The 12552-nt window shown below is 67.1% G+C and carries 10 protein-coding genes; all 10 read right to left on the bottom strand.

The genetic code is table 11. The features are described 5' to 3' along the window. Positions 1–24: 24 nt before the first annotated feature. Positions 25–714, bottom strand: coding sequence for a hypothetical protein (locus tag ACIBO1_RS07730; RefSeq protein WP_396742407.1), 690 nt, complete (start codon positions 712–714; stop codon positions 25–27). 314 nt (positions 715–1028) lie between these two features. Beyond that, positions 1029–1871 carry a replication-relaxation family protein gene (locus ACIBO1_RS07725; protein ID WP_396742405.1) on the bottom strand — a complete coding sequence of 281 codons (843 nt, stop codon included), beginning with the start codon at positions 1869–1871 and terminating at the stop codon, positions 1029–1031. Positions 1872–2089: 218 nt separating this feature from the next. Beyond that, a complete protein-coding gene (locus ACIBO1_RS07720) occupies positions 2090–4552 on the bottom strand; it encodes a type IV secretory system conjugative DNA transfer family protein (protein ID WP_396742403.1) in 2463 nt (820 codons plus the stop codon). Further along, positions 4549–6297, bottom strand: coding sequence for a VirB4 family type IV secretion system protein (locus ACIBO1_RS07715; protein ID WP_396742401.1), 1749 nt, complete (start codon positions 6295–6297; stop codon positions 4549–4551). The genes ACIBO1_RS07720 and ACIBO1_RS07715 overlap by 4 nt, the downstream gene beginning before the upstream one ends. Then, positions 6294–7187: a PrgI family protein gene (locus tag ACIBO1_RS07710; RefSeq protein WP_396742399.1), complete on the bottom strand. Its 894-nt coding sequence runs from the start codon at positions 7185–7187 to the stop codon at positions 6294–6296. Before ACIBO1_RS07710 ends, ACIBO1_RS07715 begins: the two co-directional genes overlap by 4 nt. Next, complete coding sequence (locus ACIBO1_RS07705; protein ID WP_396742397.1) at positions 7184–8164, bottom strand: conjugal transfer protein TrbL family protein; 981 nt, start codon at positions 8162–8164, stop codon at positions 7184–7186. The genes ACIBO1_RS07710 and ACIBO1_RS07705 overlap by 4 nt, the downstream gene beginning before the upstream one ends. A gap of 1 nt (position 8165) precedes the next feature. After that, positions 8166–8471: a pilin gene (locus tag ACIBO1_RS07700; protein ID WP_396742489.1), complete on the bottom strand. Its 306-nt coding sequence runs from the start codon at positions 8469–8471 to the stop codon at positions 8166–8168. A 406-nt stretch (positions 8472–8877) separates the two neighbouring features. Continuing rightward, positions 8878–10017 (bottom strand): Shedu anti-phage system protein SduA domain-containing protein, encoded by a 1140-nt coding sequence (locus ACIBO1_RS07695; RefSeq protein WP_396742395.1) that lies wholly within the window; start codon positions 10015–10017, stop codon positions 8878–8880. A gap of 390 nt (positions 10018–10407) precedes the next feature. After that, positions 10408–11874 (bottom strand): hypothetical protein, encoded by a 1467-nt coding sequence (locus ACIBO1_RS07690; RefSeq protein ID WP_396742393.1) that lies wholly within the window; start codon positions 11872–11874, stop codon positions 10408–10410. After that, a complete protein-coding gene (locus ACIBO1_RS07685; protein WP_396742391.1) occupies positions 11871–12470 on the bottom strand; it encodes an RNA polymerase sigma factor in 600 nt (199 codons plus the stop codon). Before ACIBO1_RS07685 ends, ACIBO1_RS07690 begins: the two co-directional genes overlap by 4 nt. Positions 12471–12552 lie beyond the last annotated feature (82 nt).

Raw genomic sequence — 12552 nt, 5'->3', positions numbered from 1 at the left:
CGGGTGTTGGGCGGCGGGGTTCGGTTAGCTGATGGTGATGGCGCACAGCCGCGCGTCGGCGCGCAGACTGCGGATGTAGGCGCATGCCTGGTTGAGGAACCGGAATCGGTCCGCGACGGAGTCGCTGGCCGGGGTGAGGAGACGCCCTTCGGTGGTGATCAGCGCGTCGCCGATCAGGGCGGTGCGCCAGTGCAGTCCGGTGTAGGTGGCTTCGCCGGCCTGGTAGACGGGCAGTTCGTAGGGGTCGAAGTGGTGGGCGATCATCGCCACGATGCGGGGTTGCTGTTCGAAGCGGCGACGGGCTTCGTTCAGGCTGACCTTGCCCGGGTCGGCGTGGTGCTGGGCGAGGAAGTCCTCCCACGGCCGGGCCGGTCTGGTGGTGGCGTTGATGTGGATGTTCCAGGCCCGCCACCGCATCGCGGCGTGGTGGGCAGCGGTCGCGGCGGTACGGGTCAGGTCGAGGCGGCTCTTCCGACCTCCGGCGGCCAGGGTGACCGCGCCGAACCGGCGGGCGGCGTCGAGCAGGTAGTAGCCGAAGAAGCGGGTCAGCCAGCCGACCAGTGCGCGGTGGCGGACGTGGTAGCGGCGGGCCGGGGTGCCGTTGGCCTCCAGGAGGTCATTGACCTTCTCCGAGGCGGCGAACCAATCGGCGTTGACGCCGGGGGCGAAGCAGACGGTGACCACCTGTCCGGTGGTCGAGGTGGGCATGGGCATGGCGGGGGTGCTCCCTTCACGACAGGGCAGGGCAGGGTGGGTTGGGGTGGGGGTGGTGCCACCGGATCGCGGCGTCTGCGCCGGGGAAGCTGCCATTGGATGGCGCGGGAGTGGATCACGAGCCGACCAAACGGTGGGCGTAGGTGATCCCGCTGGCGCGGGCAGATCCGAAAGGGGACAGACGGGGCGGCGGTGCGAGCAGGAAGAAGAAGCTGCACCGTAGCGTCGTGACCTGACAGCACCCAGCCTTCAGAAATCGCCACCATGCCTCTGAACTGCGGTGACAGGAACCGCCGTGTGGCTGTCAGGGTCTGTCAGGCGACGAAGAGGCCGTCGTCGTAGTTCGGGTTGTCCGCCACCGGCTGGCCGTGGTCGCTGGGCAGGTCGGCGAGCCGTACCCGGATGGTCGCTCCAGCCGGGAGCCAGACCGCTTCGGCCGGGTCGGCGGTGTGGGTGGCTGTCGCACACGGCACGTCGTCGTCCAGGTGCTGGTGCAGGTGTTCCTCGCGGTGTTCGCTGGCAAGCCAGAACAGCACCGGGTAGCGGGGGCCGCCGCGCCGGGTCAGCAGCGCGTACCGGTCGAGTTTCGCCACCACCCGGCCGAGTGGCTCGGTGCCGGTGTCGGCCTCCAGGAAGAACCCCACCGTGACCTCGCCGCTGCTCCACAGGCCGTGCCCGTCGGCGGTGATCGTGCGGAACTGCTTCGTCGTGGCCCTCTCCGACCACCAACGGTCCAATCGCGTCCCGGGATGGTGACGGGCGTGGGCGGTGAGGCGGACGAAGAACTCGTTGGCGGTGAGCAGATGGTGCAGGTGGGGGTTGGCCGACAGGCGGTGCACGGTCTGCCGGGTCGCTCGCAGGGTGGGCTCAGGTCGGCGGTGGGCGGCGGCCTGGAATCGGTGCCCCTGGTGGCCGAGGGTCCAGTGCCACGGGTGGCTGCCGCCTCCGGCGCGGTGGAACCGGAACCGGTCCAGCAGGCCCAGGGCGGCCAGCTCACCGAGGCGGATCTGACAGGTCCGGCGGGCGTGGAACAGCATGCGGTGGATCTGGTCGGTGGTGAGGACCTGGTGGTCGTCGAGGAGCTGGAGCAGAAGCCGGTCACGGCTAGTGATGTGTGGGTAGATAGCCAGCAGGCCAGGAGAACGTGATGACGGCATAGGCGGTTCCCCCTGGTGGAGAGAGAATTCCCGTAGGGAGTCTGGATGAGTCGATCTTGCTCACGGACTCGTCATGGTCCGGGTGTGGGCAGGTCAGGCACCTGACAGGTCACACCCGGATGGCTCGTCTGGGGCCTCGTGTCGCGGACACCCCCAGACGAGCCCCCGACGCCGCACCCAGCCGAGCCCTCGGACGAGGAACCTCGCTGGGTTGACGGTCAGCGGTTGCGGTTATTCAGCCGCCGTTTCATCGCCGTGCGGGCGAGCTGCTGCATCGGCGGTTCACCCTCGCTGCGGGCGTGAGCGGCGGCGCATTCCTGCCGGATCGCGGTCGCCTCACCCACGATCGACACGGGCGGGTTGGTGGTAAAGGTGAACGCGGGCAGCTCCCGGTTACCGACCAGCAGCCGGGCGGCGGCGGTGTACACGTCGAGGTGAGCGAGGTCGTGCTCGTCCATCTCGGGTTTGGTGTGCCTCGACAGTTCTCGGGCGTCGGCGGGGTCGACGGTGAAGAACACCTTCGACCGGGCGTTGGCCGACACCGCCGCCGCCACGTCGGTGGGTAGTTGGGCGAGGTCCTGGTGGGCAAGCACCAGGCCGAGCCGGAAGCCGCGCGCCTCGGCCAGCATGTCCCCGACACTGCCCGGCAGCGTCAGGAAGTTCTGGCACTCGTCCACGTAAAGCACAGCGTCTTTGCGCTGGTCTTCGGGGATGGTGGCGCGGGCGATGGCGGCCTGCCACACCCGCGCGACGATCATCGAACCCAAAATTCGGGTCGTCTCCTCCCCGAGGACACCCTTCGGTAGCCGACACAGCAGCACACCGCCGTCGAGCACCGTGCCCATGTCGAACGACGAATGGGCGTTACCGATCACCGACTTCACGAAGTCCCGCAGCAGGAAAGCCCGTAGTCGCGCGAGGACGGGGGCGATGACCTGTCCGCGGAACTGCTCGTTGATGCCGTCGTACCAGAGCCAGAATCCGCCGAGCCCGTCCGGGTCGTCCAGGCCGTGGGTGAACCGGCCCCGGAACTCCCGGTCCTGCAACAGCGACGGCACAAGACTCAACGTCGGTTTCGCGTGCCGCATCAGGGTCAGGCACGCGACCCGCATGGTGTCGTCCATGCGTGGCCCCCACTGACCGGCGAAGATCTTCGCGAAGATCCCCACCAGGTTGTCCACCGCCAGGTGTCGATCACCGCCGTCATCGAGAGGGTTGAAGCAGGCCGGGTTCTCCTGATTCGGGTCGATGATCACGATCTTGTCGGCGTGGGTGGCGGGGAGTCGGTCGAGGATGTCGGTGACCAGGTCCCCGCGCGGGTCGATAACCAGCGTCCCCCTGCCAGCTTTGATATCGCCGAGGATCATGTTCAACAACAGCGTCGACTTCCCGACGCCGGTCTTTCCGACCACGTGCACATGCTGGCGGGCGTCGGTCACCCGCAGGCCGACGCTGTGACGGCCGATATGCGACCGGCCGAGCACCTTCACGCCCCGCCCGCCAGCAGGCACCTGCACCGGTGCCGGCACCGCCTTGGCGCGCGCCCGATCCAGACCAGGCACCGCCAGGTCCAGGGGAAGCGCAGCGAGGGCGGCTAGTTCGGGCACGGTGGCCAGGAAGCCCCGCCGCAGCCGCCGTCCGGCGAGGGTCGCGACGGGTTGGGGCATCTTCATCCGCCGTAGCCGGTTCGGGCCGGTGTACACGGCGGCGGCCGAGGCGACTGTGTGCCCCAACCCGACCAGACGCTCACGGATCTGCCGCGCCCGCTCCTCGTCGGGTGGGGTCTTGGCCGGGTCGGCGGCGACGGCGAATCGGACCGCGACCTCGAAGTGCGGCACCCGCACCGCCTTCTCCACTACCGTCCGCGCGTCGGCCCCGGCCACCGGATCCCGCTCCGCACCACGCCCAACCACAGGCGGGGTGCGCGGACGGGACGGGCCGGGGGCGAACGCGTCGAGGAGCCACAGCAGCGGCGTGGCGGCCAGCGTTGCCGCTCCCGACACCGCGCGGGCGGCCATGTCGGGCTGCCCGCGCGGATGGGTGCTGGCGATTGCTGCCGCTCGGCGGGCGGCGCGGACGCGGCGGGCGGGTGCGGGGCGGGCCAGGACTTGCACGCACGCGTGTTCGCGGTGGCGGACCTCGGCACCGGCGGCGAACAGCGCCCGCAGCGGATCGCTGTCGTGCTCGACCCGCAGCGGTAGCCCGTCGGTGTGTTGCGGCCAGTGCGCCCCACCTACCTGTTCACCGACCTCAACCGGGATCGGCACGGCGGCATCCTCGACGGTCAACGTTGCGGCGGGCCAGGCCGCCCGGACGGCGGCCTCTACCGCACCCGGCGGCACTGTTCCGGGCACCCACACGCGGATGGTGAGGGCACGGCCGGTCCAGGTGTACTCCCACCCGACATGCGGATAGCCGAACACCCTGCGCCGCCACACCGAAGGGGTCAGTACCCCCATGACGGTGGTCCAGAACGTGGCGGCAGCCTCCGGCGTGACCTCCGGTGGGGCGGCTATGGCGAGCCACCGCGCACCGGCCGCGAACCGGCGGTGCCGCCACACGAGCGCCTGATCGTGGCCGAACACCGTCGCGACGATCGCAACGGCAGCCAGGAAGCCGAGCCAGGGCCGGGCGATGACCCACTGCCACACCTCGGCGGGCCAGGTCGGGGAGGTGGTCATTCGGCCTCCCCGATACCCGTGACAGCGATCCGATGCTCCGCTGTCGACCCGACGCTGCGAAAGGGGATCCGGTTGCGGCCCGCGACGAGTAGGCCCTCGCCCCTGGGTGCTGACAGCAGGAGCCGGGATTCTCCGGCGGTGAGGTGGAACGCTTCGGCGACGGTGTCGATGGACTGTGTGGACTGGCGCATCAGCACCTGTGTCGCGGCGTTGGATACCACCGCCAGGCCGAGGTCCGTGGACAGCACGTCGGCGGCGTCCTGGGTGATCACGCACAGCCCAGCGGACCGCTTCCGGGCTGCTTTGGCCATCCGGAACAGGAACCGGGCGCCTTCGCCGTCGCGCATCAGCAGCCAGGCTTCGTCCACCACGACGAGCTTGCGTCGCCGGCGTGAACTCGTGGTCGGGGTGTCGATGCCCGCCCAGATCGAGTCCAAGGCAAGCAGTGTGCCGACGGTGCGTAGCTCGTCGGGCAGGTGCCGCAGCGACCACACCACCAGATGCCCGCTCGGTGTGGTGGTGGTCGGCCCGTCGAACAAGCCCGCGAAGTTCCCGCTCGTCCACGGCGCGAGACGAGCGGCGAGCTGTCCGGCAGCGGGGTCGGGGTCGGCGTCGAGCGTGGCGGCCAGGTCCCGCAGTAGCGGCGCCGGTCTGGTCCAGGTGGCCGGGTCGCCGTTGATACCCACCGTGGCGTAGGTGGCGGTGATCGCCCGGTCGAGGGCGGCGCGTTCGGCCGGGGGCGGCGGTGCGCCGAGCATGACCGAGATCAACGTGTGCAGGTAGAGGCCACGCCGGGTCAGGGTGTCGGGCCGGTCGTCGGCGGGCAGATCGAGTGGGTTGATCCGTACACCGGGCTGGCCGAGCTGCACGACGGTGCCGCCGACGTGTTCGGCGAGGGGCGTGTACTCGTCTTCCGGGTCGATCACGCTGACGGTCGTGCCCTGGTAGAGGTTCCGCAGCACTTCGAGCTTGACGAAGTAGCTCTTGCCCGCGCCTGACCGGGCGAGGACGACGGAGTTGTGGTTGTCCTGCGCCCACCGGTTCCACACCAGCACCCCATTGGAGGTGGTGTTGACCCCGTACAGCACCCCCTCAGGCGGGGCGACAACACCCGGGGCGGGAGCGGCGAGATCCGCTGAGGCCAGGGGAAACGCCGCGGCGAGGGCGGTGGTGTCGAGGATGCGGCGCATCCGCAGCGGGTCCACCCCGACCGGCAGGGTCGAGATCCAGCCCTGCTGATGCCGGAACGTCGCCGGTTGCAGGTCCAGGAGAACGGACGCGGCGGCGGACTTCACGCCCGCGGCGACAGTGGCCAGTTCGTCGAGGGTGCGGGCGTGCACAGTGACGTAGATACCGACGTCGAACAGCTTCGCCGCCCCGCGGGCGACGCGTTCGGCGAGGTCGGCGGCATCGGCTGCTGCCGCCTCCACCATCGGGTCACCGAGGCGCCCCTGGTCGGCGTCCAGGCGGCGTGACGATTCGAGGCGGGCGCGCTGTCGTTTGAGCATCGGCGCGGCAAGCTGGGGCGACACCGGGTCCATGTGCACCGCGACGTCGACTCGACCGGGGTAGGACAGCAGCGGATCGAGCCAGGCCGGGCCGACCTCCGCCGGATAGCCGCACACGACGTAGGTGGCGGCGTAGCCGTTACCTACCTGCACGTGCCACGGTGTGACCGACAGCGCGGCCGGGGACGGCATGCCATCCCCGGCCGCGCTCTTCTTCCTGGGCTTCAACAGGTTCATGGTGTGCTCCGTAGCGTGATGGGGGTGCCGGGCACCGCTCGCGGGCCGGGCACGGGTGGGGTGAACGGGTCGACCGCGCTGGCGAGGGCCGAGGCGACGGCCGACCCGTCCAAGGCGGCGGCTTCGACACCGAGCCCGGACAGGGCGCGCACGGCGGTGTCGGCGACCTGCTGGCCGGTGACGACCGTGAGGACCTGGCGGCGTAGCGGGTCACGCTCGCTGTCGAGGTCGAGCAGGAACTGCGCGTGGTCGTCGGCGGCGCCTTGCAACGCCGGGTGCGGCAGGCGTGGCGCGTGGTCGGCGATCGCGTGCGCGTGGGCGGTCAGGTCGTGGCGCTGCGCGGCCACGACGATCTGCGCCGGCCGGGTCAGGCTGTTGAGGAACCGACCGAACCCGTCCAACAGCGCGCCCTGCTCGCTGCCGGTGCGCAGGTGGATGTTGGTCGTGCCGCAGGCGATCACGACCCGTTGTGTGCCCTCGCAGGTGAGGACCCCGGCCGGGCTGACCGCCGTGACCGGCGACCGCAACGGCGCCGGAACACTCGGCTTACCAGCGACCACCGCGACGGAGCTGGCCCGCGCGCCCCCGGGCGCGAGCGTCCGAGGGCTGCGGGACAGGGCAAAGCCGTGCCGCAACCACACGTCCAAGGGCAGACCATCGCGGCGGCCGAGAGCCACCACGACCGCGACGGCGAACACAAGGACCCCGACGACGATCCACGCGACCGGCGGCAGCAGGTGCCCCAAGGTGCGGTAGATCCCGAACCCGACCAGGCCGGCGCCGCCGATGATGCCGAGCTGCCGGAACGTGAGCCCGAACGCGATGCGATCAGGCTCGTTGACATTCGCCGGGACGACGGCGCGGACAGTCGTGTCATCGAGGTCGGTCATGTGCCACTCCGGTCGAGGTAGACGGTGCGCAGCCGGCGATAGTGGTGACGGGTAGGTGAACTCCTGTCGACCCGGGGCAACGGAACGGGCACACGCCGGCCCATGCCGCGCGTCATCCCTTGGAAAGCGACGGTGCGCAGGATGAGGCCGGTGATGTTCGGGGCACGGCCCTGCTGGGAGACGAACCGGCGCATCACGCTCGGGATCTTCACCGTGGTCCACAGAACCACGATCACGAGCAGCAGGTTGAGGGTGTCCGAGCTCGGCAGGCCGAGCAGGATCGGCAGGTTCGACTCCGGATCGACCAGCAGGTTGATACCCGCCGAGAACGCCACCGCCTGCAGCGCGGGCGTGGCCAGACAGCCCAACAGAGCGCGCCACCACAGCTCGGCCGCGCCTTGGGTCCACGGGGTGGCGTAGCAGGCCAACGCCACCGGCGCGATTCCCGCCAAGATGACCAGCATCCCTATCCGTGCCAGCCAGCCGCCGATGAGCATGAACATCAGCACGACGATGAGCAGCCCGATGACGGCGATCAGCAGGGCGTTGCTCGGGTCGGTCATCGCCGACGCCACACGCGCCCGGACGAACGTGATGGCCTCGGTGGTGGGTGCGGCCTCACCGGCCATCGCCACCGTCAACGCGTTCGCTATCTCGATGAGCACGCCGGTGAGCGGAACGGCGAACGCGGACAGGACGAACCCGACTCCGAGCCGGGGTACCAGGTGCTTGACCTGGTACTGGGTCTCGACCGAATCACCGAGCATCACCGCGATGCCGGCGGCGATGACCGCGACGACGAAGCATGCGTGGACGACCAGTGCACTGTTGCCGGCGATCGACCGCACCTGCGGCAACACGGTGACGTCCGGTGAGACGAAGATCGACGACGTGAGGAAGGCTAGCAGGCCGCCGAGCAGGACGTTCACCGTCTCGGCGAGCCAACCGACCAGGCCGTTCATCAGCCAGTTGACCACCTCAGCCGCCGAGGATGCCCTGCAACACCTGTAGGACCACCGGAGCCAGCACCGCGAGGGCGTACCCGATCAGCGCGGACTTGAAGTTGCCCTTGGCCTGCTCGACCTGGGCCGGGTCGCCTCCGGCCGCCATGTAACGCAGGCCACCGATGACCAGGAACATCGTCGCGACCAACGCGATGATCCCCATGATCCAGCCGGTGATGTTGGAGATGACCTGGTTGATGCTGTTCGGTGCCGCGATCGGCGGTGCGGCGGCGAGGTCAGACAGAACGGAGAGAGTCGTGTGCATTGCGGCGCTCCACAGGGATCTGCGGGACCGCCGCGGTGGGGACCAGGACGAGAGGCCGGTGTGGGTCCGGGTGGGGGCGCTCCTCCCTCACGTGTGGTGCAGGGATCGCGGTGTCAGTACGCCGCGCCAGCCATGCCGAACCATCGGTCTCGCCGGAAGGAGTGGTCCCCACCGGGCGGGCATGTCGTGGATGACATGCACCGCCCAGATCCCGACTGTCAGGCCGATCGAACCCGGCCCACACCTGTCACACTCTGACACGACCGGCCACTGTCAGGTGCTACGTCCGCAAAGCGATCGACCTGCCCGCCGCGACGGCCAGCGACCTGCACGATCCGCCTGCTGGCCTACGCGGCGTTGGTACGAAGCCTTGTGCGGACAGATAGGTAGCGATCGTTTGGTCGTGACCTTTTCGGTTCTGTTAGTTTCTGGGTCGATCTTGAAGGACGAGTGAATGAAGGCTCTTGAGAAGGCGGCGGCCGGACGTGACGAGGTCATCGAATGTCACAACATCGATCGTTTTGCTGTTCATGCACCAACGCCGAAGCTTCGTCTCTTGCTGAGCTGTCAGAGAGGATCTTCTGCCCATCACCAGCAAGCCTTGCGGGTTCTCAATGCCAGGCATTTTCTTTCGCGCATAGTCTCCACTCTCAGAGACCCATCCCTGAAAGTCCAGCACCTGCCCTAGGGCGTGAGTGAACTCTCGCGAGAAGTCGTTCTTCGAGGTAAATATGCGATCTTGCGGTTTCTCAATTTCTACGACCAAGTAGCGCAAATCGTGGCGACGTATGACGAAATCTGTCACGTAGTCGTCGCCGAGGCGGTGCTTCGCGATCACCTCCGCTGCCAGCGGATCGAGTACCGTAGGGTGGGCCTTAAGAAATTCTTGATACCGCTCCTCTGGTAGATCTTGTGAGATTAGATTCTCAAAGGTATCTAGCAGTGGTGCCGGGATTGCAATGGAACCCGCGGTCAGCACTTTTATTACGTGCTGGAAGAAGTCGTTTACTCCGTCGACCACTTGATTTTTGATGGCTTCTCTGCCGATTATTCCTATGATCTTAGAGAAGAGGACAGAATTCTCTTTCGAGGAAAGGATGAGTTCATCTAGGGCATCCCGTGCCCTATCTCGAGCAGTCTCCGTGATGGGGAATTCCTCGCTTGATACTGACCACATATACCCCTCGGCCGGAAGCCGCTTCCCCGCACTGGCGAGCCACAGGGCCTCGATTGCGTACTCGGCCCATGATCCAAAACTCCCGCTCGTTGCCACGTCAAGTAACATTGCTATTCCTTTTTCGCCTGCCACGACGGCTGTGGCTGCAGCAAGCTGCGCGTAACTGATTCGCTCCGACCCGCCGATATGCCGACGCTCATCCCGAAGCACTTGTTCGGCTAGTTCGATGGATCCAGCTCGCCCGAGCGAAAGAAAAGCCCTAGTCACCGCTCCAATCGACTCATTGTGTGCGTCGATGTTCCATTCGCTGCTGTCGGCACCCCTCTCTCGGGGGACCTGAGGTTGACCGTCAAGCCAATTCATCGTATACGCAGTCAAGTTCACTGAATACTCCAGGGAAAGCGCTAATTGCCGTAACCGGCTAGATTTGCTGTCTAGTCTCGCCGAGTCAAAGGCTGAGGTGGGCACGAAGAGTAGGTGAACGTCCCCGTGAAGTGCGGCGGTCGCCGAGGTCGCTATACCGCAAGTCCAGCCGCTCGCTCTAAACGCCTCCCTCGCTGCGTGGTCCTACGTATTCGCTGGCTCGCTGCCACCAGGCGTTTGGTCAGGTCAGGCCACGACGGCCAGCCGTCGAAGTGGCGATCGATACCGAAATGGCCGAGCTCTGCTAGCCGGACCCATGCCTGAGCCACCAGCCGGGGATCATGCTCCGATGACACGCTACCTGGAATGACGGCACGACAGCCCGCACGCTGCTTGCCGCCCGACCCCCGATTACGCTCTTCCCGAGAAGCCGTAGACCTCCGGCCGGCCAGGCTTTGCAGTGCTGTGATCACCCGCCTGAGCCGGCTGCTTGTACTCGGCGTGCCGCAGGTTCTCAAGATCGAGCCGAGGTGGCATTGGCCAGGTCGTTACCGCGTCTGCGTGCGTGTAAAACACAGTCAGAGTCGGCGCGGCTTCCAACAACGCTTGGCCTACTGATTCCAAGCATTGCCAGAATGACTGGATATCGCCCAATCCTTCTAACTCTCTCTTGCCCTCGGTTTCGATGCCTTCATTGAGGTTGGGAGGAAGTGGGGAGTTGCGTGGCAAGGAACCGGTCGCCTGCCTGCGCTCTCCTTGGCCTTCCGGATCTGTCTGGGTGGCGTGGGTAACGAGGAGCATGTTCGGCTCGTCTAGTACCACGCACAGGCCTACCGGCGTCTCGCCGTTGTGACTCAAGTCAATCTGTACCGAGCGGCAGAAAGACCCGGTGAGTGGCGCTGGCACCGAAGCGACTGCGATCCACCTCTGCAGGGCGTCGCGCAGGCGGCCTCGGGCCGATGAGTCCCAGTCCGTCAATACTTCGCGGAACGCACCCTCCGTCCAAAACGTTCGCTTGGCCCTCGACTCAGGTGAACAAGTGGACGTGGTCTGAATAAATTGCACCAGCTTGCGCGACACCAAGGCATCCCTGAACTCGGCTTTGTTAGCAAGTGGTTGCCACAGCGACCTGAGGCCGACGGGCCGCCAGAACCTCCATCCGTTACTGGAGGATCCACGTTCGTTGCCCAACAATGCGAGGTATCGTTCTAATGCCGTGAGTAGCGTGTAAGTCTTGCCGCCTCCTGGGGGTGCGGCGACAAGCAGGAGCGAGCGGTCGGCCCGGCGGAACGCGGACCATGCGTTTACAGGCGTCACCTCGGCGGGAGCTGCCTGGAGCCGGGCCGTACTAATGATTTGCGCGGCCTGCTGCTCGGCAGCTGCCAGCAGCCGGGCGGCCTGCACCTGGGCGTCATCGAGCACGCTTTGGGCCCGGTCTAGTGCCGCGTCAACATACGCGTTAATTCCGTTGGTCACTTCTGCCGCCTGCTGTCGCGCGGCCGTGAGCGCGGCAACCTGCTCGGCCGCCTCCCGGCGAGCGACTTCTGCCTGGGCCCGCCGAAGCGCCAGCTCCTTATAGGCCGACTCCAATGCGCAGTGCACCTCGTCCCAGTCCGGGCTCAGTAGATCGTGGAACATCGATTCCCGGCGGCGGCAGATGTCCCATCCGTAGCTGCGGAGCACACGAGCCAACTCGTCTAGGTCGAAGGTTTCGACCGGCTCGGTCGTGTCGGCGAGCAGCTGATGCAGCCGCTCCTCAATTTCTGCGTCGGTGATGCCCTCAATGGTCTCGTCGACCAGGTCGAAGACCTCGCCGAACGTTTGACCGAGCGGCTCGGGATCGTCCATCGGGTATCGGGTGGCGTCGTCGATGGTCATCGTCCCTCCTTCCGAGCATGGCTGGGGTGGGCCAGCTGTGCCCGCTCAGCGGCCTCTTCGCGCTGTAGCGACTCGGTAAGGCGTAGCCGGGCATCGCGCAGGCTCTGGCGGATCGCGGCCGGTGAGCGGCCGAGCACCGCAGCGATTTCAGTGGGGGTGAAGCCATCGACGATGAAGGCCATCACGTCGCGCTGCCCCGGTGGGAGTGAGCGCAGCAACTGCATGACCCACTCGCGGTCTTCCCAGAGAGTCATGCCCGAGTCTTCGCGCTGCTCGGGAGTGCCTGCGTGCTTCTCAACCTGCCGCCGGCGGATCCGGTCGAGGTTGCGAGACTTCTCCTTGACGAAGTTGCTGATTACCGCCCGGCGGGCGTAGGCGACTGGATCGTCAATCTTGCTCCAGCGCTGCAGCATCTCCTTCATCACCGCGGCGGTCGCCTCGTCGGCCTCGTGCCGGTTGGCCCCTGCGAACATCACGACCCGAATCAGTTGTCGGTACCCGGTGCGATAGAAGGCAGCGACCTCCTCTCGGGCGTCGATCTGACGCTTGACCCGCGGTGTGGGCGTGGCCTGCGCCAGGCCCTTGTCGGTCTCCACCCGGGCCTACCTCCGATCGTGAATCCGAAACAAGCAACAACCGTACGAACCTTCCCTGCCGTACTCGGTCCAGGAAGGCTGT

The organism is Micromonospora sp. NPDC049903 (genome assembly GCF_044460945.1).
Classification (GTDB): Bacteria; Actinomycetota; Actinomycetes; order Mycobacteriales; family Micromonosporaceae; genus Micromonospora.
Note: the sequence above shows the minus strand (reverse complement) of the source record. Positions and strands in the feature narration are given on the sequence as shown.